Raw genomic sequence first — 22,526 nt, 5'->3', positions numbered from 1 at the left:
AGTCAGCATCCCATATCTTCGGCGATCGCCAGATACTTGCTGTGCAACTCATCCACTGCACTTGTGAGCGATTGCCTGGTGCCGGTGTTTGAGATGACATCATCCGCGACTCTCAACCGATCCTTTCGCGTCGCTTGCAGACTGATGATTTTTTCGACTTCCTGCGCAGTCTCACCGTCGCGATCGGACACCCGGCTGATCTGCAGCTGCGATGGTGCATCAATGACCAAGACCCGATCAAGCGGATAACTGCGTTTGCTTTCTGCCAGCAGCGGAATCACAACTACGGCGTACGGCGCTGACAGATCAGACAGCCGGCGCAAGATTTCTGCGTGAATCTCCGGGTGCAGGATGTCTTCAAGCCGGGTTATCTTTCCGGAGTCGGAAAACACCAGTTTTCTCAGCTTGCCGCGATCCAGTCCGCCGTCGGCGGCAGCGAATTCAGCGCCGAAAGTTTCGATCACTTTGCTGCATGCGGGTCGACCAGGCTCCACAATTTGCCGTGCAATCACATCGGCGTCGATGACAGGAACGCCAAGTTCGGCGAACCTGTCTGCGGCAGCAGACTTTCCACTGCCGATTCCTCCAGTGATTCCGACGGTAAGCATGTCAGGTTTGCGTGGCTTCGATTATCGCACCGCCCAGACAGATCTCATCGTCGTAGAAGACAATGGATTGCCCGGGTGTGACTGCGCGAACGGGTTGCTCAAATTCCACAAAATAGCCCTGATCCTGTGAATGACAGACAAGACAGTTTTGCTCTTCGCTCCGATAGCGCACCTTTGCCTGTGCCGCATGAGGCAAACTGTGCTGTATCGAGATCCATGCGGGTTTGGATATAGTGGCTTGCCGACTGTATAGGAGAGGGTGATCGTGACCCTGTACCGCCACCACCTTGTTGCCTGCAATATCCTTGTCTGCTACGTACCAGGCCTCACCCGGCCCGCCGACCCCAAGTCCGGTGCGCTGACCGATGGTGTATAAAAAGGCACCGTCATGTTTTCCGAGCACTGTACCTTGTGAATCGATGATCGGGCCTTCGGTCGATTCCAGGTAGCGGCTGACAAACGACTTGAAATTTCTCCGTCCGATAAAGCAGATGCCGGTACTTCCCTTTTTGTCATGAACTTCAAGACCCAGCTTTCGCGCCTTTGATCGCACCTGGTCCTTGGTCATCAAACCGATCGGAAACATCGCATTGTGGAGTGCGTCCGACTTCAATCCATAAAGAAAGTAGGTTTGGTCTTTGTCCCTGTCGACTCCCTTGAGAAGATTCAAGGTGCCGTTCTCGCGCACAATTCGCGCATAGTGACCGGTAGCGACGTAATCGGCACCGAGCCTCATCGCCCATTGAGGAAATTCGCGAAACTTGATCTCAACATTGCAGATGATATCTGGATTCGGTGTTTTTCCGCGTTGAAGATCTCTCAGGAATCCGGTAAACACGCGCTCCCAATACTCATATGAGAAGTTGACTGTCTTCAGGGGTATATCCAAAACATCACAGACAGCCTGGGCATCCGCCAAGTCCTCTGTCGCGCCGCACTCATCATCGTCATCCTCCTCCCAGTTTTTCATGAACAGTCCGATAACGTTGTACCCCTGTTCCAGCAATAACGCGGCGGATACGGACGAGTCAACACCGCCGGACATCCCGACTACGACTGTTTCAGCAGTATTTGAGGGCATGATTGTTACGGTTACGACACAATTCGAAATGATCGAATGAATTCATGGATGACAGAGCAAGCAGTTTGAAAGGATGCGGAACACCGTATGCAACGTGGCTTGTATTTGATGCTGAACTGGCCCAGTACTGATTTTACCGGAGTTTGGTTGCTATTCTCGCCAATCGTTCGCCCAGCGCCATGCACAACCTTTCCTCATCCTTGCTGAGAGTTGAGTTGCCGGTAAAGCCAGCAACATGAGAAGCGCCATACGGCGTTCCGCCGGTGGCGGTATCGGACAATTCCGGTTCAGTATACGGAATCCCAATCATGATCATGCCATGATGCAATAGCGGTGTCATCATCGAGATCAGTGTGGACTCCTGTCCACCGTGCATGGAAGACGTTGAGGTAAAGACACAGGCTGGTTTTCCGGCGAGTTCACCTGACAGCCACAGCGAACTGGTGGAATCAAGGAAGTACTTCAGCGGTGCCGCCATATTGCCGAACCGGGTGGGACTGCCAAGCGCAAGGCCGTCACAGCCCTCAAGATCCTCCAGCGTCACATACGGGTGGCCATGTGATGGGATTTCGTCGTCAACCGCTTCGATGGTCGTCGAGACCGGTGGTACGCACCTTAGTTTTGATTCGCATCCACTGACCTTGTTGACGCCGCGGGCAATCATTTTCGCGAGATTTGCAACACTGCCATCGCGGCTGTAATACAGAATTAGTATGCTGCTCATTGATGCTCCTACCCACCCCAACCGGAGAGGTGCATATTATAATAGGATGCACAATTTCGCACGGTTTATGGGTTTACTTAAAGCTGCAGCACATAACAGATTTGAGTATGCACGACCAATGTCCCGTAACCGGCAGCAGCCACAATTCGATCCATTTCTCGCTTGAACGCAATCCCGGCTGAGCCCGACTTCGATCTCAGCGCAATTTTTTCACGATAAATATTGACATTGATCATTTAATCCCTATAATTTGTTAGCACTCAATCGAGGTGAGTGCTAACAAACCTCGATTTTTTGTCGGAATTCACTGCCGAATGGTTGGTTCAACCGGTTCACTGGTTGAATCATTTTCGTTTTGTGTTCCGGATTAATTTGAATTGCTTGCTGAACATTCAGCATTGGAAATTCAAACCTAAAACTATTCAATCTGAAACTTGGAGGTTGTAAGTGAAAATTCGTCCACTTCATGATCGTGTAGTCGTTCGCAGGGTCGAAGACGAGCGTAAAAGCCCTGGCGGTATCGTGATTCCCGATACTGCGGCTGAAAAGCCGATGCAGGGTGAAGTCCTTGCCGTTGGTAATGGCAAGATTCAGGATGACGGTGGTGTTCGTCCTCTCGACGTCAAAGTCGGCGACAAGGTGCTATTCGGCAAGTATGCCGGTACCGAGTTCAGACAGGACGGCGAGGAAGTCCTCATGATGCGTGAAGACGACATCATGGCGGTAATCGAGTAAATCATTTATCTGCAACGATTAAATTTGGAGAAAAGCAAATTATGGCTGCTAAAGAAGTCAAGTTCGGCGAAAGTGCACGCAATCGCAAGATTGCCGGTGTAAATGTACTCGCCGATGCTGTAAAAGTCACATTGGGTCCGAAGGGCCGTAATGTCGTATTGGAGAAGTCTTTCGGTGCGCCGACAGTCACCAAGGATGGTGTATCAGTCGCTAAGGAAATTGAACTGAAAGACAAATTCGAAAACATGGGAGCCCAGATGCTGAAAGAAGTCGCTTCAAAGACTTCAGATGTGGCGGGCGACGGAACCACCACCGCAACAGTACTTGCGCAGGCGATGCTTCGCGAAGGACTGAAAGCGGTTGCCGCCGGCATGAATCCCATGGACTTGAAACGGGGCACTGACAAAGCTGTCAGCAAGGCTGTTGAGAGCCTGCTGGACGTGTCGAAGCCTTGTTCCGATTACAAGGAAATTGCCCAGGTTGGTACCGTTTCGGCAAATGCTGACGAAAAAGTCGGTGCGATTATTGCTGAAGCAATGGAAACCGTAGGCAAGGAAGGCGTGATCACAGTCGAGGAGGGTTCCACACTTGAGAACGAACTGGACACTGTTGAAGGTATGCAGTTTGATCGCGGATATCTTTCCCCTTACTTCATCAACAATCAGGACAGCATGTCAGTCGAGCTCGACAACCCGCTGATTCTGGTCCATGACAAGAAGATTTCCAACATCCGTGATCTGCTCGGCCTGCTGGAAGCGGTTGCCAAATCCGGACGTCCGTTGCTGGTTCTCGCCGAGGATATCGAGGGTGAAGCACTGGCGACTCTGGTTGTGAACAACATCCGCGGAATCGTCAAGGTCTGTGGTGTGAAAGCCCCTGGTTTCGGTGACCGAAGAAAGGCAATGCTTCAGGATATCGCAATTCTGACTGCCGGTCAGGTAATTTCCGAAGAGGTGGGCATGAGTCTTGAGAATGCCAAGATCGACGATCTTGGTTCCGCCAAGAAAGTTCAGATCACCAAGGAAAACACCACCATCATCGACGGTGCCGGTAAAACCGAGGACATCAACGCCCGTGTCAATCAGATTCGCGCCCAGATTGAGGAAGCGACTTCTGACTACGACCGTGAGAAGATGCAAGAGCGTGTTGCCAAGCTCGCCGGTGGTGTCGCAGTGATCAAGGTTGGTGCGGCAACGGAAGTCGAGATGAAGGAAAAGAAAGCCAGAGTCGAAGATGCGTTGCACGCCACCCGTGCCGCAGTCGAGGAAGGTGTTGTTCCTGGCGGCGGTGTGGCGATGGTGCGAGCGATCGATGCCGTTGCCGGTGTTGACGGTGCAAACGATGATCAGAACGTTGGAATCAGAATTGTTCAGCGTGCATTGGAAGAGCCGTTGCGACAGATTGTCGCCAATGCCGGTGAAGACAGTTCAGTTGTGTTGAACAATGTCAAGGAAGGTGAAGGTAACTACGGTTACGACGCCGCAACCGGTGACTACGGTGACATGATTGATCTGGGAATTCTGGATCCGACCAAGGTAGCCCGTACAGCACTTCAGAATGCTGCGTCAATCGCAGGATTGATGATTACGACGGAAGCTATGGTGGCGGAAATTCCAGAAGAGAAACCTGCCATGCCGGCAGGACCACCGGACATGGGCGGCATGATGTAATCCAACCGCTCAGTCGATCGGAAAAAGCCCTGCCTCTGCGCAGGGCTTTTTATTGGGACACAAGCACCGGTCAGTGATCAGGTCAAGTCAGTTTTCACTCAATCTGCCGACATCCTCGAAGAGGCAAGCAATGACTCCGCTCTTCGTCTCGCACGTTGTGCCTCATCAACACATTGCAACTGTTCCAATACACTCGCTGTCTTTTGCCAGATGTGCGGACTTGTCGGCTTTCTCGCAGCCCGCTCTGAAAGCAGCGATCGCGCTTGATTCAACCGACCGGCGCGAGCCGCGGATTCTATCAGCGTCTGCGGGATAAAGTCCCGTTGGGCGTGACTGCCGCCGAACTGATTGGCGATATAGCGGATCTTGCAAAGCAGATCGGTGCAAACCCCATAGTCACCCTTGCCGAATGCCACTATGGCCTCGCCAATCGGCAATCCAACATTTCGGATCATGCCGCCCGAGTCATTTGTATTCGATGCACTGCATCTGAGCTGACTGACCATCCTGTCGGCCAAGTCAAGCCTGCCGCTTCCAACGAAAGCCAGTATCGCATGCACATCATTGAAACAGTAGTATCCGGCTTTTTCTATCGTCTCAGCCCACTTGTCACTCAATACCTGCCAGCGGTTTCCGGTGTCGATCCCCATCAGATGCAATCGCCAGAGCAATGCACTTGCATCCAGCATCTCCAATGCGACAATACCGTCAAAGATTGTGTTGTCGTATATCTCCAATACCTTGTCAGTTCGGTAAAGGTCAAGATAGAAAAGAGCAAGATGCCACCAGTTGTGAACTGCAAACCCACTGTCGGAAGACCAATCGCTCACACGGGATTCATACCAATTAATGCCATCATCCTGTCGTCCTTGCATCTCCATGACATGCGCCACCGCGTGAGTCGCCCAGACATCAGCGGCGTTCATCTCAACCGCCTTCCTGCCGGTTTCTTCGGCGATCGAGTATTCATTGCATTCTTCCAATCCAAATGCGTACATTCCGAGCACGTAGCCATACTCAGCGTCATCTTCGGAGTACTGGGGCAATACCCGGGCTACGCGATCGCGAAGATTGTGCGCATCACCGCGGTAAAAATCACCGAGATGTGCGATCAGCAAAGCCAGAGTATCTCTCGGGTAGTCCACCAGCACGGACTCCAGCAACTCGGCCGCCTGGTTGAAATTTCCATCCAGCCATTTGCGTGCTGCCGCAATATGTTTTCGCTCGCGATCATTGGCTTTGCCAGCCAGCGCCTCAGCATGCGCTACAGATTCCCGCACCTGATCACAGAATGCGGCATCCACCATTACACCGCCGGCATGTGCGCGCAGACAGTGTCCCATCACAAACTCTGGATCTTCGGCAATGGCTTTATCAATCGTCCCGACCGAGTCACCCGAATAGGTGAGCATCTGGGAAAGCGCGGACTCGAAATTATCCACGACGGTCTGACTTGCAACTGTCATCGCAAGACCTCGGTTGTCTATTAACTGTGTCATACTCGATCAGCCTTCTGGGTTTCCTCGATGTTCCATCGTTGTGAACACGTTGACATTCCAACATGGCAATACGTCTCGACATCCTGCTGCCGATGGAGGCGCAAATTCTTGGGTCATTGTTTACAGGATATTGTTTTCACTTGTCAAGAACATATTCAGGATCTCGAATGAAAAACACTCTGCCTTGTCGCGGTACATTCGATGTTGTCGCCAAAGGAGATTGAATCGGCAGTCAAATCAAGCGCTGTTCGAAGTTCAAGCGGCTCAGACATGGAACATTTTCCGCAATCCATACCGAAGCCGCTTCAGTACGGCGGCGACATTTGCGCTTTCTCGATCTAATCTTGTGGTCTCATGGATGGTATCGATTCGGCGCGCTGCACAGATGCTCAAGCAGATCGGCATCTGGCAGAAAAATGTCCTTCAACGGCTAAAACTCACTGAGCGCCAAACACGTCGCCCGCAACGATATTGTTTTGAACGCGTTGGTCGACTCGAAATAAAATGTCGCCAATCCATTACCTCATTCCATCTGCCCGATTGAGTGCGTGTCTATGAATACCGCTGCGTCAGTCAGCGAACCGTTTTCGGAACGTTGATACCGTGGTATATCGAAAGCATTTAAAGTCATTCTGGCAGGGCAGCAGTGCGTTACCGGCTTTGGACGCGACAGACCTTAGTGATAGTACGACAGCTGTTCTGATCAAAAGAGGAGGCGAATTCCCAGAATTTTTGGGATCGGCATAATTCGTTCACAGAAGCGATGGAGTCGGCATATATCAGAATTTCGAACAAGAACAAGGCTGCGATATAGACAGGGCAATTGATCCTTCTTCCGATTCACCATGACTTTTGGCGGCAACCGCTTGCTCATTTGAACGGATTGCACAATCGCGGGCAATGCGATTGTCTGCTGGTCCACAACTTTCTTCGCTGTGAAACACCGTGCCGCTTTGCTGTTTTGGAAAAGTCTGATAATCCGTACCCGTTCATCCGCTGCAGCACTTCGCATAAAATAGTCAGAGGTGCGTATTTGTTCAGTGATATTGGACGATTTGTTTCATGACAGTCTATTCAGTTGACCTGTTAGCTTACGGACGTACCCGTTCGTCTATTTCCGATGGCACAATTACAAGTTCACGTGTTGGATAATTTCAGATGATCACGATCAGCGAGGAAATTTTCATCCTGATGCTGGATTCGGAAACCGGCAGACTGACAGACAGGCTGCCATCCGAAACCATCAGCAATACACTCAGCGGCGCACTCCTGATGGAACTCGCGATCAACAATCGCATAGATACCGACCTGGAAGGGTTGTTTGTGACCAGCAATGCATCGATGAGGGAGCCGTTGCTTGACATTGTGCTGGAACAGATTGCCGCTGATCCGAAAAAACGACCGACACGTTATTGGGTTCGTGTATTCGCGACAGGTGCCGAACGTATCGCCGACCGACTGACCGAAAGCCTGGTGGAACGCGGTATTCTCTTGCGCCAGCGCGATCGACTGCTGCGATTTATTGGCAACTATACCATCACCCATGAGTCCGGCAGATCAGATCGAGATGTCCTGCATCGAATCGCGGGCATTGTCCAGACCAACGACATACCAGCTCCAAGAGACATCATGATCATCGCATTGGCGGATGCCTGTGGTCTTTGGGAACTCGTATTCGGCCCTGATACATTTACAACTGTAGAACCGCGTATCAAGAGTTTCGCCGGTATCGAATTGATTGGACAGGCTGTCGTTCAGGAGATTGCCAAAGCGCGCACAGATTGAACAGCAAAACTCATAATTTATGAGTCTCCGGCACTGCCCCTGTCTGCTTCCTGATAACTGACCATGGCCCTATGACAGTCGACGGAAGATCGGTTGTCATCTTGAATGAAAAATCACTCCCGGTGTCCCCAGGCTGACGAACTTGCCGGATAACATTATTTTCGCTGGGAGTGCCTTGACGTTTACGCCATATGCAACCTGACGTACTCGAAGTCACCGGGCCTGTTGTTGATGCCCGCTCTGGGCGGAGCAATCCAACTCGCATATTCGCCCGGCTCATAGCAGGGCTCCATCAACGACTGGACAAAGTCCTCATCACCGCCCGTCGGCAACCATTCGCTGACATTCCGGTCCCACGTGCCCTGGTCGATCAGGTTTCCACCCACATCCGCATGAACAGCTGCAAACACGCCGATCTGACGATGGAAAGCCTCGCTGGGAAGTTTCATCTCGAACGGTATCCCGTTTCTTCGAATCAGACTATTCCATCGTTTGACACCCCGTGATGCGTCAACAATGTAGTCATCTCTCAACCGCATATTGATTGCGGTCAGCGCCGGAACCTGTTCGGAGACAATTTCACCATTCTTTACAGTTCGGACAGCATACGTCGCCTCCACAAGCCTGTGGTCGTCCTCAAGCTTGGACTCCATGTAACGCCCCTTGATTCCTGCATTGAAGGCGTTGGCGGCATTGGTTGACATTTCCTGACCGAACAGGTCAAGGCTGAGCGAGAAGTGAAGATTCAGTTTTTTCTGAATGGTCGGCAAGTCAATGACACCGAGCTTGCGAATCCCCTCGACATCATTCGGATTGTCGATACCGGCCCGGTTCATCGCCTCCAAGGTTGCCTGTATGGTCCGCATGATGCCGTTTTCGCCGACAAACATATGATGCGCCTCCTCTGTCAGCATGAAGCGGCAGGTTCGGCTCAGAGGGTCGAAACCGGATTGCGCCAGACTCTCCAGTTGCATTTTCCCGTCGCGATCAGTGCAGAACGTGAACATGAAAAACGACAGCCAATCCGGGGTCTTCTCATTGAACGCGCCGAGCAATCTCGGCGTCTCCGCAGAGCCGGACGAACGGCGCAGAAGGTCCTCGCCTTCTTCGCGACCGTCCCGCCCAAAGTACTTGAAAAGCAGGTACACCATCGCCCACAGATGACGGCTTTCCTCGACATTGACCTGAAACAGGTTGCGCATGTCATAGAGTGACGGGGCGCTCAGAGCAAGCAAGTGTTGCTGTTCCACAGACGCCGGTTCGGTATCACCCTGAATCACGATCAGGCGCTTGAGCATGTTCCGATACTCTCCCGGCACATCCTGCCACGCAGGCTCGCCGCAATGCTCACCACAGGGAATCGTGCGACCTTGCTGACGCGGCGCCAAAAGTACACCCCAGCGATAGTCCGGCATCTTCACATAGTCAAATTTTGCCCACCCTTTCGAGTCTGCGGAAATCGCGGTACGAAGATAGACCATGGACTGCTGATATCGCGCTGGAATCAGCTCATTCCACCAATCGATAAAACCAGGATGCCACTTCTCCAAAGCCCGAAGAACCTTTCGGTCGGCACTTAGCCCGACGTTATTGGGAATCCGTGTGTCGTAATCGACCTTTGTGTGATCTTCCACTTGACTGCCTCGAAATTTTTCTGAATCTGGTTTGCTCCGCAACCGACTCAAACCCGTTCCATGTCAAATCTGCCGCGCACTCCGCTGCCATAGCGTTGCAACGCACCTTCAGTTCCAACTGCATTGGGACGGTTGAATATCCAGTTCTGCCAAGCGGTCAGACGTCCGAAAATCCGTGTTTCCATTGTCTCGGGACCAGCGAATCTCAAATTAGCCTCCATTGCCGTCATGGCATCGGGACTGAAAGACGCACGCTCTTCTATGAAAATTCTCAGTTCATCTTCCCAGTCCAGTTCATCCAGCGACCACGTCACCAAGCCAAGTTCTTCAGCTGTCTGCGCATCAAGACTTTCACTTTTCCGCTGAATCGCAGTCTCGAGACAGTTTCCATCACCCAAGAATCGGGTCTGCAGCCGCGAAAGGCCGTTGGCCATCGGAAACATTCCGAAGTTCGCATCCGTCAATGAAATATGCGCAAACGGCCTATCGTCGTTCTCAAATTCATCCATCATCATATAGCTGCGATCAACAGCAAATATGATCTCCGCCAGAATTCCGCTGAAACACGAACCGTGTTCGATTGCTGCAATCATGGAACGCGACGTGATGTCGATACGTTTCAGAACTCGCTTCCACAACTTCAGCACTTCATTGACCAGCCAATGGTCAGTGTTATTCAACAACAAGGTCTCATGAGCAATGAACTGTTCGTGGCTGCCTTGCGACCTGAACACCAAAAGTCCGATCTCAAGTTCGTTCAGACGCAGATGAAGAACAGCATCGTCCAGTTCGCGGGCAAGACGGAGCAGATAGTTCTCCGCACCGTGCCTGACAAACGATTCGATGTCCGGGGGAGCTGAGTCGGGACCGAAAATGTCAATCGTGGCCTTTCTCGACGCACGATCAACCTCAACACTGACAGCAGAGTATTTCACATTTCCATCACGCTCAAAGGTTCGATCCAGGTCTGTCAGCACAATGCCCTGCGCGACTGCCGGCTTTTCGGACGCATCAGCAAACCCTGTCGCGCGTTCCAACACAGCCTGATTGAAGCTGGAATTGCTGACCACCTCATCGACCAGTCGCCACTCCTGCGCCCGCTTGCCCTTGACTCCCTCCTCCGTCGAACAGAAGACATCGGCCAAGTCGCGGCGGACTTTGCGCTTGTCTGTCAGACGGGTGAGACCGCCTGTTCCTGGCAACACGGCAAGAAGGGGCACTTCAGGAAGAGAGACTGAAGTGTTCCGATCGTCTGTCAGCATGATGTAATTGCACGCAAGGGCCAGTTCATAACCGCCCCCGGCACAGGAACCCCGGATCGCCGCAATGTATTTCTGACCGCTGTCAGATTCTGCAGATTCCAGAGCATTTCGTGTTTCATTCGTGAACTTGCAGAAGTTAACCTTGTGGCTGTGTGACGCGCCGCCCAGCATGCGAATGTTAGCGCCGGCGCAGAAAATCCGATCCTTGCCGGACTGAAGTACCACGACCTTAACCTGCGGATGCTCAAAACGCATCCTCTCAACAATATCCGCAAGTTCAATGTCGACACCAAGATCGTAGGAATTCAGTTTCAGTTCATATCCGTCAAATAGTCCACCTTCGTCGTCGACATCCATATAGATGCTGGCAATCGCACCATCATAATCGACGCGCCAGTGGCGGTATCTTGACGGGTCGGTCTGAAAGTTTATGAAATCTCTCAATTTTCCATCTCGATGTTAGTCAGCACCCTGAAACCAAACCGGCGGTGCAGATCAGTACAAATGCCCGCGTCTCAACCTGAAACCGAAATCAAGTCGACGCAGGTAAAGCCGGTGATCACCGAATCGAATTATAACGTCTCAACCGAACGACAGATTTTGCGCAGGTCGCATCTCATAGCACAGTGCAGCCATTCCGGCTCACGGCCAGCGCTGCACAGACGCAATCAAGTGGATTGAACAACTCCACTTTCGAACCTGTCAAACCGCATCGAGAACCTGGCGATTGCTGCAACCGTCTCTTGGGGCCGGCTCAGGTGGGGCGAGTGCTGGCACTGCGGCAGGATCAACTTCTCGAAAGGCGCATTGACTCGGCTTTCGATTTCTCTGACTTGCGCCAATGTCCCATACTGATCATCTTCACCCTGAATGGCGAGAACCGGAATACGCAGGTGATCGATCACGTCGCTCACATTCCATCTTACAAAATCAGGATGCAGCCACGCATCGTTCCAACCGCGGAATGCAACATCGGGATTTCGGTGATACTTGGCCATCTTGAGTCTCAGTTCGCCCGTCCTGAAAATTTCGGCAGCCCGTTGGATCTGCGATAGTCCGACCTCTTCAGCAAAAAAATGTGGCGCGATCAGAACAAGCCCTCGAATTCGAGGATCGGAAACTGTTCCTGCATAGATCGCGGAAATTGTTGCGCCATCCGAATGCCCAAGCAGTATTCCGCATCTCAGTCCTATCGAGTCGAGAACGTCCGGAAGAACGTCCTGTGCTTCAATCGTCATGTAGTCCAACGGTCGCGGCAACTCAACCGCATCAGACTGACCATAGCCGGCACGGGAGTAGGTGAAAACACCGAATCCGATCGATTGCGAAACCAATTCCGGGAAATCCCGCCACAGGCCCACACATCCGAGGCCCTCATGCAACATGACAATTGTCGGAGCGTCGTGCGGTGGCGGGCCGAAGCAGGCGAATTCGAGACGATGGCCGCCAGCGGAAATGAAACCTGTGGCACCGTCAGCCCACCGGACCTGGGTCATTGAGGTTCCCGCAGTTTGAATCGCTGAATTTTTCCAGTCGCTGTTTTTGGAAGTTCGTCAACAATATCAATCCAACGCGGATACTTCCATAGTCCGATCCTGTCTTTCACAAACTCCTTGAGAACGCCGCGAATGTCCGAATCATCCGCATCATGATTGAGTACGACGAATGCCTTCGGTTTCTCAAGTCCATCTTTGTCTCTCGCCGCCACAACCGCCGCCTCAAGGACAGCATCGTGAGACACCAGTGCCTGTTCCACCTCGAACGGCGAGACCCAGATACCCGAAACCTTGAACATATCGTCGGTTCGGCCGCAATAGACGTAACGGCCCCCGCCCGAGTATTCGAATTTGTCTCCGGTTCGTGTCCACTCGCCCTCGAATGTTGACCGACTTTTGCTGCGCTGGTTCCAATATCCATCGGCGGATGAGTCTCCTCGCACCAGCAACTCACCGATTTGCCCCGCCTGAACCTCTTTGCCATCCTCGTCAACACAACGCAGCTCGTAACCGGGTACCGCGGTTCCCGACGTGCCAAATACAACATCATCCGATCGGTTGCTGAGAAAAATATGCAGCATTTCGGTTGAACCGACCCCATCGAGAATGTCGACGCCCCAGATGTCCCGCCAACGAAGACCGATCTCCTCAGGCAAAGCCTCACCCGCTGATATGCAGACCCGAAGATTGGATGACGGCGTCTCACTGCCCTCCAACCTGGCAATCACCGCTGCATACAATGTCGGAACACCGAAAAACACGGTTGGCTGTTCCTGCTCGATGACTTGCAGCACCATGTCCGGGGTGGGTCGACCGTTAAACAAGACTGCGGTAGCGCCGACCGACATCGGAAACGTCATCGAATTTCCAAGCCCATAGGCAAAGAAAATCTTGGCCGCCGAGAAAACCACATCACCGCTGCGTATCCCAAGAACTTGTGCGCCATAGGTTTCTGCAGTCGCCCGCAGGGCGCTGTGGACGTGTCGTACACCCTTGGGATTGCCGGTTGATCCTGACGAATAGAGCCAAAACGCACACTCGTCTCCATCGACATCAATTGGCTGACGCGGTTTTGTATCCGTTATGAAGTCACTGTACACAGACATGCCCTGCGGTGCATCGCGGCCGACCACGACAACCTCGCGCAGGTAAGGGTTGCCCTCAACTGCTGGCATCACCCGGTCAAGTAACTCGGACGAGACAATCAGGCACACCGCCCGGCTGTCTTCAAGGATGGCGCTGTACACTGCTGTTGACAACAATGTGTTGATCAGCACAGGTACAACTCCCGACTTCAATGCTCCCCAGAACACTTCAGGGTATTCAATCTGGTCAAGCAAGAGACAGGCTACTCTTTCTTCGCGTCGGATATCCAGTTTGGAAAAAGCGTCCGCTACCAGACTGGAACGCTCGGCCAACTCACCATAGGTCAGAGTTCGGCTCTCATCCGACGCCTCCCGGAACGCCACCTTGTCGGACCTGCCCTGTTCGACATGCCGGTCGACAAACCAAAGCGCAGCATTTTTGTTGTTCGTGCTTTCCATAAACTCACTCGACAATGCTGAACATCTATCAATCAACACTCCCCCTGAAGAGTTTGTGGTTGAACATTATAAGTACGCCAGATCATTTGTATATGTTTGGGAAAAGTGTCGGAAATCCATGCCCTGCAAACCTTCTCGCAAGCACAAGCCTGCCGTGAGGCTGGGATTTCAGCAAAGATCAATCGTCTCTTGTGATCCAATGATCGCCGCGGCATTGCTTCTGCATCACGCGAACACTCATAGAAAATACTTGCGTCTTCCAATGCAGCATATCTGATGTCTGCAGCTCCGCGTTGAGGACGGCAACACGGGCTTAAGTCATGGCGAGAAAAGCATCAGGAATGCACGATCGCAGAGGCATGATCTTGGTGGGATTGCCGGTCAGATGTCCAGACGAAACAGCGGTAAGGGAGCGGTTTGCGCAGACAGGATGTCAACCGCCCTCAAATGTCCAAACTGGTATTCAGCTGACGTCTATACGAGTCAACACGACGTTCTCGGGAACTGCTCAGACGCGTCCAGCCGCTCAAGTTCGCCAGGCCAATCAAGGATACGTTTGTCAGCGGTAACCAGGCAATGGCCGTTGAGTGCGGCGGCAACGATCACGCGGTCGGCACGGTCAGTGTGAAAGTCAGCCAGACTGGCCGCTCGCAGGCTTATGCTCCCATCCACCTGAATCTCCACCACGCCCTGTTCCAGCAGGACGCGCCGCCAATTTCCAATGTTCTCAGATAGCCTGATTCTGTCTTTGCCTTGGAGCATGAAAATTTCCCAGAATGAAATCGAGCAGACAGCAATATCCTCCGATTGCCAAGCCTGATCGATCTTTTTCCGTGCAGCAGAACCCAGAGACTTCTCACCACTGCGAAGCCACAAGAGAACGTGCGTATCAAGCCGAATCAATTATCGACTTCCGTGGATTTGTCCGCATTTGCTTCCCATTTGACATCCACCGGTTCAATGATGTCCCCAAGAATCTCGATTTTACCCTTATCGATTCCATACAGGCTGACAGGCCTGCTTCGATAAGGCACGAGACGGGCGATCAAACGGCCATTTTTTGATATCACCAACGCTTCACCAGTGTTCGCGACCTCGTCCATCAACTTGAGACACTTCGCCTTGAATTCAGACGCCTTGATTGTTCTTTCACCAGTCGACTTGTCAATTTCCATCGGCTTGCTCCAAAACTGGATAGGATCGGATGGAATTGCATATTGACCATAGTCATGACTATAGACTTATTGTTACCTTGGAAGTTATTTGACCTTCGTCACGCCCGAAATCCGGCAGATGCAATGTCCTTTTCTGGAATACACTGATAGTGGATCGGGCAGTTCGAATCGCCGTCGGGGCACACGAGGATGTTTTTCCTGCCCAACACAAATGAGACAGGTTGTCAATTCAATTGGAGCTAAAACCCCCATGCCGGAATCCTTTATCTGTGATTACATCCGCACACCGATCGGCAGATTCGGCGGCACACTTTGCGATATCCGTACCGATGACCTCGCCGCCATTCCCATTCAGGCACTGCTCGAGCGCAATGACAGGCTCGATCCGGCAAGAATTGATGAGGTAATCCTGGGGTGTGCGAACCAGGCCGGAGAGGATAACCGAAACGTCGCTCGCATGGCACTCCTGCTCGCAGGGATTCCACATTCAGTTCCGGGTACAACCATCAACCGACTGTGCGGGTCCGGAATGGATGCATTGATCATGGCATCCCGCTCAATTCGCTGCGGTGATCTTGATCTCGTCATCGCCGGCGGCGTCGAAAGCATGAGCCGTGCACCATTCGTCATGCCAAAAGCCACCCGGCCTTTTTCGCGCAAAGCCGAAATTTACGACACGACCCTGGGCTGGCGCTTCGTCAATCCGCTGATCAGACAGCAATACGGAGTCGACTCGATGGCGCAAACTGCACAAATTGTTGCCGAAGAATATGGCATATCCCGCGATGACCAGGATCAATTCGCACTGAGAAGCCAGACCCGCGCCAATTCCGCCACAGCAAGACTTGCCACCGAAATTACTCCTGTCGAGGTTCCGCAGCCGCATACCGAACCCATTGCTGTCAGCAAGGATGAGCATCCACGCGAGACAACACTTGAGAGCCTGCGGGCGCTGCCGCCATTGTTTCGCGACAATGGCTGCGTCACCGCGGGCAATGCTTCCGGTGTCAACGATGGGGCTGCGGCATTACTGGTCGCGAGTGAAGACGCCGTGCGCCAGTTTGATCTGAAACCGATCGCCCGCATTGCCGGCGGCGCGAGTGCCGGCGTAGCGCCCAGAATCATGGGCGTCGGTCCCGTCCCGGCCACCCGCCGATTGTGCAACCAGCTCAACCTCACACCAAAGTCGTTCAGTGTGATCGAACTGAATGAGGCGTTCGCAAGTCAGGCGCTTGCAGTTCTGCGCGAGCTCCGTGTCGACGATGACGCCGGACATGTCAACCCGAACGGTGGTGCAATCGCACTCGGACACCCACTTGGAATGTCCGGTGCGCGCATTGCAGGCAGCGCCGCACTCGAACTGAAAAATGCCGGAGACTTCGCGTTGGCGACGATGTGTGTCGGTGTAGGTCAGGGAATAGCCATCGCGCTTGAGAAAGTCTGAACGGTACCTGCGCAGGACTGATTTGCCGACGGCAACCTGAAATCCCAATCGCGTCTCATGCGCGATAATCGGAGATTTTCAGGTTTTCGGCGGCACATGAATACAGTAGCGCACTGGGCACCCAGACCACTGGGTCCTGATTCCGAAGACTTTCCAGCCTGAGCACAATCTCATCAACACCAATCAAGTCAGCGTAGTGCATGAGACCACCGCGCCAGCGCGGAAATCCGTAGCCGAAAATCGTAACCAGATCGATGTCAGCCGCACAGTTCGCAATGCCCTCGTGCAGGATATCGGCCGCCTCATTGATCATCGCCAGCACCAGACGTTGTTGAACTTCATCTGGGGAAAATGAGGTGCGACTGACTGCCATCAGACTGGACTGTTCCAGTATCAATGCCTCAACCTGAGGATCGATCTGCTTTTCACGTGACGTCGGATAACGATACCAACCGAGTCCGGATTTTCTGCCGAGTCTGCCGCTTTCGACCATTTTATCGGCGATTGATACATATCGACGATTTGGATCGCGGCTTGCATCGCGTCGTCGACGGCTTGCGTAGGCGATGTCAAGTCCGGATAAGTCCTGTGCCTCGTAAGGTCCCATTGGATAACCGAAACTTACCATGGCCTGATCAACTTCCCAGGGCAATGCGCCATCCAGCAGCAGTGAGTCGGCGGCCTCCCGATAGCGGGCCACAATACGATTGCCGATAAACCCATCGCAAACACCCGCCAAAACCGGTACCTTGCCCAATCGTCGCGCTATGGCAAGCGCTGCAGAAATTACGCGTTCCGAAGTGGCGTCACCGCGGATGACTTCCAGCAGTTTCATGATGTGAGCCGGCGCGAAAAAGTGAAGACCGATCGCTCGAGACGGATCTTCAAGAACACTCGCAATCTCGTTCAGATCGAGATACGAGGTATTGGAAGCAAGGATTGCGCATTGTGCAACATTCGTCTCCAGCATCTTGAAGACGGATTGCTTGGTCTGCATATCCTCGTATACCGCCTCGATCGCGACCGATACGTCAGCAATACCCCCATAGCCTGAACTGACGACAAGTCGGGCACGACAATCTGAGCCCTCCGGCTGTGTGATGTAATTGCGTTGGATGCTGGCATCAATAAGCCTATGAACATTGGATTGCGCACGAACGCAGGACTCGGAATCGGACTCGATGATCGTCACCAGATAACCGGCAGTCAGCAACACATAGGCGATTCCTGAACCCATGTGTCCGCCACCGATGACCGCGACATGATCGTTCATTGCCGGTTCAGATTCAGAAAGTCGCATCGACCTTGCCTCGCGTTCGGCAGCAAGAACGTGTCGAAGCGCTCTTTCCTGATCGTCTGCTCCGAGCTCAAAAAACGCTTCCCGTCCCATATTCAAATCCTCGGCAGGCGGCAAATCGACGCCTGAAGCGAGACTGTCTGGCAGTCGAACTCCCTGATGTCCCTAGCGGCTCGCAAATCGTCTTTTCCCGCCAGTGTCACCCATGACACTGCTTCAGGACGCTCACGCTGTCTCATCGAATGCCGCAAGTCCAATCGCATTGACTTCAAACTGACCGATCCCGGCAACAGAACCTGATCGTTCGCGGTGGGTACAGACTGCCATGCTATCCATTGATCGGATGACGCCCGGACTGTCCGCATTATCGTCTTGCCAAAATGCAAGATCCGCAGGACACAGGTGCATGCGGGATTTTCCAGTCAGAACCTGAACATCAGCGCAGTGAGAATGTAGTCGACCCCCAGGACAGCCAAAGATCCCGCTACAACTGTGCGCGTTGTCGCACTGCTGATGCCTTCGGCAGATGGATAGGAGTCATAACCTTCAAACACCGCAATCCAGGTCACGATCACACCGAATACAACACTCTTGATCATTCCGTTCGCGACATCCTGGTGAAGATCCACACCATCGCGGATTGCCGACCAGTAAACACCCGCATCAACGCCGAGCTGCACGACCCCGATAAAGTATCCACCGAATATTCCGACAAAGGTGAACATTGCACACAGCAGGGGCACTGTGATGATTCCGGCCAATAGACGCGGGGCGACGACCCTCTGAATGGGGTTGACGGCCATCATTTCCAGGGCCGCCAGCTGTTCGGTGGTTTTCATCAGTCCGATCTCCGCAGTCAATGCTGACCCCGCCCGGCCGACATATAGCAAGGCCGACAAGACCGGTCCGAGCTCGCGTGTAAGGCTCAATGCCACGACCAGTCCGAGTGAACTCTCAGCACCAAAATCAACCAGAGTGTAATAACCCTGAAATCCAAGAACCATACCCACGAACGCACCTGCGACAATTGTGATCACCACCGTCAGCACACCGACCGAGTACAGCTGCTGGACAATCAAGGAGGGCCGCATGACCACTTTGGGGAATCGGGCCAGACACCGTGAAAGGAATACGACCGCGTAACCCAACCGTTCCACAACGCCCAATGCTGTTGCTCCGATGGAGCGGATCCAGTTTGTGAGGCGGTCAGCGTTCAAGCAGGTCGTCCCGGTAATCATTGGCCGGATAGTGAAACGGAACCGGTCCGTCGGGCAGGCCGTGCAGGAACTGTCTCACCTCCGGCTGGGAACTTGCCAGCAATTGTTTCGGGGTACCGCTTGCCAGCAGTGCGCCGTCCCCCAGCAGGTAGACGTAATCGGCGATGCTCAATCCCTCCTCGACATCGTGCGTCACCACTATGGAGGTTGTATTCAAGGCGTCCGTCAATTCCCTGACGAGCTTGGTGATCACCCCGAGAGAAACCGGGTCGAGACCGGTAAAGGGTTCGTCGTAAAGCAACAATTCCGGATCCATGACCGTCGCTCTCGCCAGTGCGACACGACGTGACATGCCGCCCGACAGTTCTGACGGCATGAGTGCCTGTGTGCCCCGCATGCCCACCTGCTCGAGTTTCATCAGCACCAGAGCCCGAATCAACTCCTCGGGCAGATCGGTGTTCTCGCGTACGGGAAATGCCACATTCTCAAAGACGCTCAGGTCTGTCAGCAGCGCATTGGACTGAAACATCATTCCCATTCTACGTCGCAACCGGAAAAGTTCCGGCTCGCTCAGATTCGAGACGTGATCTCCGAATACCCTGACATTGCCGCTGCTCGGACGCAATCTTCCGCAAATCAGGTTCAGCAACGTGGACTTGCCGCAACCACTAGGTCCCATGATCACACTGATACCACGAAGAGGTATTTCTATGTTAACATTACAGTAGACCTTCTTCTCACCAAAGAAGAAGCTGACCTCTTCGATTGAAACTATAGATTTACTTGATTCCGACAACGGACAAACAGTTGGGTAAGTGTCTGGTTTCGTTGGCCGATACTGCGATCTGAAATGAATGGACTTAAGGGTTTGCTGCGCGGACAACTGAGAAAGTTGGTAGGGTTGACCTCGATCGTCGCAATTGGTCTGATTGCTTTAACAAGCTTGACAATGCAAGAAGACGAGGAAAATTCGAACGATTCAGATTTTTTTCAACGCACCCGAGTCATTCAGGAAGTTGTGATCAACGGCATCGTACCTGATATGAATGTCAATTATACGATTGAAGCGAGCAGTCTGTTGCAGTTTCCTGAGAAGGGACATAGTGATCTGATCGAGCCGCGGGTACTGCAGATTGATGCAAAGGGATTCACACGCACGCTTGCGGCAAACAATGGAAGGTATTATGAGGATAGTCAGGAAATGTCGCTGACAGGCGATGTCACCATTTCCCTGGTCAACTCGGATGATGTGAAAATTTTTGATTCAACAACCACTAACCTTACATTTCAATTGGGTGACATGGGCCAATGAGCCTGAAATCGTGAAATGCGGATCGAATGGATGGAAAATGTATCTCAACAGTAATTTTGGCAGAACAGCAGCTGGCATTCTGGTCTGTTGCATAACAACTTGGCCAGCTGCGTTGCTTGCTGACGATGAGGTCAAGATCACAGCAGTGACAGCGACGTATGACCACGACAGGGAGACGACGGTATTCAAAGGTGATGTCGAACTTGTCAGTGAGGCCGTGATGCTGACCGCGGATCAGGTCGAGATAAAGACCCTGGAAGATGGTAACAATAACATCACCGCCACGGGGAATCCATTGGAGTTTATGGTCAACGAAGCGGATCAGGAGTCAGCCAGCGGCGTTGCTGATCAAGCTGTCGTGCAGTATTCAGACGATCAGATCAATCTGGTGGGGAATGTCACATTCGAACAGGGTGATGTCGTCATCAATACCCATGCGGTCGTGTACAACTGGTCAACCGGGGAGTTTCAGACATCTCAGCCCGAAGATGAAGCCAAGACCTCGCCCGACGAGGGTCGCACGACGGTTATCATCCAGTTGCAGAATTGAAGTCGAACCGTCTGGACGTGAGTTGAGCTGACAAAATGCTGTCAACCATGAACTCCGTAGCCAGCCGACTGGAAGTTGTCAATATTTCCAAATCGTTCCGGTCCCGGAAGGTTGTCGATTCAGTCAGTCTGCACGTCGATAGTGGTGAAATCATCGGTCTGCTGGGACCCAATGGCGCGGGGAAGACAACCTGTTTCAATGCCGTAATCGGGTTGGAAAAGTGCGACAGTGGATCCGTCCTGCTCGATGGGGATGATATCTCGGGGTTGCCGATGTACGCCCGGGCCCGAAAGGGTGTCGGTTATCTACCCCAGGATTCGTCGATCTTCCGTAATCTCACTGTCGAACAGAATATTACCGCAATGCTGGAAACCAACAGGTCCGTCACGCATTATCAGCGCCAGGAATGTCTGTATGACTTGCTGAGCGAGTTCCAGATCGAACACCTGCGCGACCAGAAAGCCGCAACACTGTCCGGCGGAGAACGACGGCGGGTCGAAATGGCGAGATCACTTGCACTGGAGCCGAGATTCATCTTGCTGGACGAACCGTTTGCCGGTATTGACCCCATCGCGGTGATCGAACTGACCGAACTGCTTCAGGCGCTGTGCAGGCGCAATGTCGGATTTCTCATCACCGATCACAATGTACGCGAAACGCTGACGGTCTGCCACCGCGCCCACATCATGAACGACGGCGTCGTCGTTGCCTCCGGAACTGCCCAGCAGATTATGGAGGATGAATCCGCAAAGAAATTCTATCTGGGTCATAGTTTCCGGATTTAGCAGAGCGTTGAGCAGAACCGGCTCAACTGACCGGATCACATATGTGCAGGCACACCGCCAGTGGAGAATCTCCTGCCGCGCGGCGTGACGCGTGGATACCGTTTCAAGAATTCTCAAGGACATCGGCTGATGAATTATGCAAGGCGCATCCCGTACGCTCGCATTCGCGGCTGTCAAAACGCCCCGACCGACTGTTTCGATATGCGATTCGCAAATTCAGCCAATCTGCATGCGCGAACACGGCACAGCCGGCATCGTAGAATCAGGGATTTTGGCAGCGAGACAATTGGACGCGTCCTTGCCCTTGAATGAGCGCCATCAGGCGAGCCCTCCACTGTGCCGAAATCAAGTTGTGATACCGCTCACATAATGAGAAAAATTAAACTACAATTGAAACTGCTTGAAGTTTGGCTGAGGTTGCAGCCACCTGGTAATTCATGTAAACATCAATTAAGGAGGTTTTGTCATGGGAAGCGTTGAGCAACGCGTAGGAGATTTAATTGAGCTGCACTTGGGCATATCCGATCGAGCCTTGCTGGATTCCAATTTTTCTGAACTAGGGGTGAATTCGATGGATGCTGTGAATTTTCTCAAAGTGATTAATGAGGAGTTCGACGTAACAATAACGAGCGATGTCGCTTCCGGTTTCAGCAGTTTACGAGATCTGATCAATCATCTTTCCGGATGAGACAGACTTCGATCAATTCT

The 22,526-nt window shown here is 52.7% G+C and carries 22 protein-coding genes; 8 read left to right on the top strand and 14 right to left on the bottom strand.

Features of this window, described 5'->3' with window-relative positions:
- Nucleotides 1-2: 2 nt before the first annotated feature.
- The 3 genes from coaE to wrbA form a co-directional block, all read right to left on the bottom strand.
- Nucleotides 3-608, bottom strand: coding sequence for a dephospho-CoA kinase (gene coaE, locus OXI60_11555; protein ID MDE0310445.1), 606 nt, complete (start codon nt 606-608; stop codon nt 3-5).
- 1 nt (nt 609) lies between these two features.
- Nucleotides 610-1,689, bottom strand: coding sequence for a tRNA 2-thiouridine(34) synthase MnmA (gene mnmA, locus OXI60_11550; GenBank protein MDE0310444.1), 1,080 nt, complete (start codon nt 1,687-1,689; stop codon nt 610-612).
- A 133-nt stretch (nt 1,690-1,822) separates the two neighbouring features.
- Nucleotides 1,823-2,413, bottom strand: a complete 591-nt coding sequence (wrbA, locus tag OXI60_11545) for an NAD(P)H:quinone oxidoreductase (protein ID MDE0310443.1) — start codon at nt 2,411-2,413, stop codon at nt 1,823-1,825.
- Between the two features lie 447 nt (nt 2,414-2,860).
- Here wrbA and OXI60_11540 point away from each other — a divergent pair, with 447 nt between their 5' ends.
- Complete coding sequence (locus tag OXI60_11540; protein ID MDE0310442.1) at nt 2,861-3,148, top strand: co-chaperone GroES; 288 nt, start codon at nt 2,861-2,863, stop codon at nt 3,146-3,148.
- A gap of 41 nt (nt 3,149-3,189) precedes the next feature.
- Nucleotides 3,190-4,818, top strand: a complete 1,629-nt coding sequence (gene groL, locus OXI60_11535; protein MDE0310441.1) for a chaperonin GroEL — start codon at nt 3,190-3,192, stop codon at nt 4,816-4,818.
- A gap of 98 nt (nt 4,819-4,916) precedes the next feature.
- Here groL and OXI60_11530 read toward each other — a convergent pair whose 3' ends face one another.
- Nucleotides 4,917-6,317 carry a tetratricopeptide repeat protein gene (locus OXI60_11530; GenBank protein ID MDE0310440.1) on the bottom strand — a complete coding sequence of 467 codons (1,401 nt, stop codon included), beginning with the start codon at nt 6,315-6,317 and terminating at the stop codon, nt 4,917-4,919.
- 1,158 nt (nt 6,318-7,475) lie between these two features.
- Between OXI60_11530 and OXI60_11525 the strand changes: the two genes are divergently transcribed.
- A complete protein-coding gene (locus OXI60_11525; GenBank protein MDE0310439.1) occupies nt 7,476-8,102 on the top strand; it encodes a GPP34 family phosphoprotein in 627 nt (208 codons plus the stop codon).
- A gap of 182 nt (nt 8,103-8,284) precedes the next feature.
- On the opposite strand, the gene boxB is transcribed toward OXI60_11525, so the two are convergent.
- The 6 genes from boxB to OXI60_11495 form a co-directional block, all read right to left on the bottom strand.
- Nucleotides 8,285-9,736, bottom strand: a complete 1,452-nt coding sequence (gene boxB / locus OXI60_11520) for a benzoyl-CoA 2,3-epoxidase subunit BoxB (protein ID MDE0310438.1) — start codon at nt 9,734-9,736, stop codon at nt 8,285-8,287.
- 47 nt (nt 9,737-9,783) lie between these two features.
- Nucleotides 9,784-11,442, bottom strand: a complete 1,659-nt coding sequence (gene boxC / locus OXI60_11515) for a 2,3-epoxybenzoyl-CoA dihydrolase (protein MDE0310437.1) — start codon at nt 11,440-11,442, stop codon at nt 9,784-9,786.
- Between the two features lie 224 nt (nt 11,443-11,666).
- Nucleotides 11,667-12,494 (bottom strand): alpha/beta hydrolase, encoded by an 828-nt coding sequence (locus OXI60_11510; protein MDE0310436.1) that lies wholly within the window; start codon nt 12,492-12,494, stop codon nt 11,667-11,669.
- Nucleotides 12,491-14,038 (bottom strand): benzoate-CoA ligase family protein, encoded by a 1,548-nt coding sequence (locus OXI60_11505; protein ID MDE0310435.1) that lies wholly within the window; start codon nt 14,036-14,038, stop codon nt 12,491-12,493. Before OXI60_11505 ends, OXI60_11510 begins: the two co-directional genes overlap by 4 nt.
- 483 nt (nt 14,039-14,521) lie before the next feature.
- Complete coding sequence (locus tag OXI60_11500) at nt 14,522-14,941, bottom strand: type II toxin-antitoxin system VapC family toxin (protein ID MDE0310434.1); 420 nt, start codon at nt 14,939-14,941, stop codon at nt 14,522-14,524.
- Nucleotides 14,938-15,213 (bottom strand): type II toxin-antitoxin system Phd/YefM family antitoxin, encoded by a 276-nt coding sequence (locus tag OXI60_11495; GenBank protein MDE0310433.1) that lies wholly within the window; start codon nt 15,211-15,213, stop codon nt 14,938-14,940. Before OXI60_11495 ends, OXI60_11500 begins: the two co-directional genes overlap by 4 nt.
- A gap of 250 nt (nt 15,214-15,463) precedes the next feature.
- Here OXI60_11495 and pcaF point away from each other — a divergent pair, with 250 nt between their 5' ends.
- Complete coding sequence (pcaF, locus tag OXI60_11490) at nt 15,464-16,657, top strand: 3-oxoadipyl-CoA thiolase (protein MDE0310432.1); 1,194 nt, start codon at nt 15,464-15,466, stop codon at nt 16,655-16,657.
- Between the two features lie 55 nt (nt 16,658-16,712).
- Here pcaF and OXI60_11485 read toward each other — a convergent pair whose 3' ends face one another.
- The 4 genes from OXI60_11485 to OXI60_11470 form a co-directional block, all read right to left on the bottom strand.
- Nucleotides 16,713-18,047, bottom strand: coding sequence for a 3-hydroxyacyl-CoA dehydrogenase NAD-binding domain-containing protein (locus OXI60_11485; protein MDE0310431.1), 1,335 nt, complete (start codon nt 18,045-18,047; stop codon nt 16,713-16,715).
- A gap of 132 nt (nt 18,048-18,179) precedes the next feature.
- On the bottom strand, nt 18,180-18,362 hold the full coding sequence (locus tag OXI60_11480; protein ID MDE0310430.1) for a hypothetical protein: 183 nt from the start codon (nt 18,360-18,362) through the stop codon (nt 18,180-18,182).
- 14 nt (nt 18,363-18,376) lie between these two features.
- A complete protein-coding gene (gene mlaE / locus OXI60_11475) occupies nt 18,377-19,171 on the bottom strand; it encodes a lipid asymmetry maintenance ABC transporter permease subunit MlaE (protein MDE0310429.1) in 795 nt (264 codons plus the stop codon).
- Nucleotides 19,161-19,967 (bottom strand): ABC transporter ATP-binding protein, encoded by an 807-nt coding sequence (locus tag OXI60_11470; protein ID MDE0310428.1) that lies wholly within the window; start codon nt 19,965-19,967, stop codon nt 19,161-19,163. The genes mlaE and OXI60_11470 overlap by 11 nt, the downstream gene beginning before the upstream one ends.
- Before the next feature lie 54 nt (nt 19,968-20,021).
- Between OXI60_11470 and lptC the strand changes: the two genes are divergently transcribed.
- The 4 genes from lptC to OXI60_11450 all read left to right on the top strand — a co-directional run bounded on the left by lptC (nt 20,022) and on the right by OXI60_11450 (nt 22,506).
- On the top strand, nt 20,022-20,483 hold the full coding sequence (gene lptC / locus OXI60_11465; protein ID MDE0310427.1) for an LPS export ABC transporter periplasmic protein LptC: 462 nt from the start codon (nt 20,022-20,024) through the stop codon (nt 20,481-20,483).
- Nucleotides 20,484-20,520: 37 nt separating this feature from the next.
- A complete protein-coding gene (gene lptA / locus OXI60_11460) occupies nt 20,521-21,033 on the top strand; it encodes a lipopolysaccharide transport periplasmic protein LptA (protein ID MDE0310426.1) in 513 nt (170 codons plus the stop codon).
- Between the two features lie 35 nt (nt 21,034-21,068).
- The gene (gene lptB, locus OXI60_11455; GenBank protein MDE0310425.1) at nt 21,069-21,818 is read left to right on the top strand and encodes an LPS export ABC transporter ATP-binding protein; all 750 of its coding nucleotides are present in this window, start codon (nt 21,069-21,071) and stop codon (nt 21,816-21,818) included.
- A gap of 466 nt (nt 21,819-22,284) precedes the next feature.
- Entirely contained in the window at nt 22,285-22,506 is a 222-nt protein-coding gene (locus tag OXI60_11450) for an acyl carrier protein (protein ID MDE0310424.1), read from the top strand.
- Nucleotides 22,507-22,526: the final 20 nt, after the last annotated feature.

This window comes from Acidiferrobacterales bacterium (genome assembly GCA_028820695.1).
In the GTDB taxonomy this organism is placed as follows: domain Bacteria; phylum Pseudomonadota; class Gammaproteobacteria; order Arenicellales; family JAJDZL01; genus JAJDZL01.
The sequence above is the reverse complement of the archived record's forward strand: the minus strand, read 5'-3'. Positions and strand labels throughout refer to the sequence as shown.

Bases quoted from the DNA above. Each gene is read 5' to 3' on its own strand.
- coaE (MDE0310445.1), bottom strand. From the start codon at position 608: ATGCTTACCGTCGGAATCACTGGAGGAATCGGCAGTGGAAAGTCTGCT.
- mnmA (MDE0310444.1), bottom strand. From the start codon at position 1,689: ATGCCCTCAAATACTGCTGAAACAGTCGTAGTCGGGATGTCCGGCGGT.
- wrbA (MDE0310443.1), bottom strand. From the start codon at position 2,413: ATGAGCAGCATACTAATTCTGTATTACAGCCGCGATGGCAGTGTTGCA.
- groL (MDE0310441.1), top strand. From the start codon at position 3,190: ATGGCTGCTAAAGAAGTCAAGTTCGGCGAAAGTGCACGCAATCGCAAG.
- OXI60_11530 (MDE0310440.1), bottom strand. From the start codon at position 6,317: ATGACACAGTTAATAGACAACCGAGGTCTTGCGATGACAGTTGCAAGT.
- OXI60_11525 (MDE0310439.1), top strand. From the start codon at position 7,476: ATGATCACGATCAGCGAGGAAATTTTCATCCTGATGCTGGATTCGGAA.
- OXI60_11510 (MDE0310436.1), bottom strand. From the start codon at position 12,494: ATGACCCAGGTCCGGTGGGCTGACGGTGCCACAGGTTTCATTTCCGCT.
- OXI60_11505 (MDE0310435.1), bottom strand. From the start codon at position 14,038: ATGGAAAGCACGAACAACAAAAATGCTGCGCTTTGGTTTGTCGACCGG.
- OXI60_11495 (MDE0310433.1), bottom strand. From the start codon at position 15,213: ATGGAAATTGACAAGTCGACTGGTGAAAGAACAATCAAGGCGTCTGAA.
- pcaF (MDE0310432.1), top strand. From the start codon at position 15,464: ATGCCGGAATCCTTTATCTGTGATTACATCCGCACACCGATCGGCAGA.
- OXI60_11485 (MDE0310431.1), bottom strand. From the start codon at position 18,047: ATGGGACGGGAAGCGTTTTTTGAGCTCGGAGCAGACGATCAGGAAAGA.
- OXI60_11480 (MDE0310430.1), bottom strand. From the start codon at position 18,362: ATGCACCTGTGTCCTGCGGATCTTGCATTTTGGCAAGACGATAATGCG.
- lptC (MDE0310427.1), top strand. From the start codon at position 20,022: ATGAATGGACTTAAGGGTTTGCTGCGCGGACAACTGAGAAAGTTGGTA.
- lptA (MDE0310426.1), top strand. From the start codon at position 20,521: ATGTATCTCAACAGTAATTTTGGCAGAACAGCAGCTGGCATTCTGGTC.
- lptB (MDE0310425.1), top strand. From the start codon at position 21,069: ATGCTGTCAACCATGAACTCCGTAGCCAGCCGACTGGAAGTTGTCAAT.
- OXI60_11450 (MDE0310424.1), top strand. From the start codon at position 22,285: ATGGGAAGCGTTGAGCAACGCGTAGGAGATTTAATTGAGCTGCACTTG.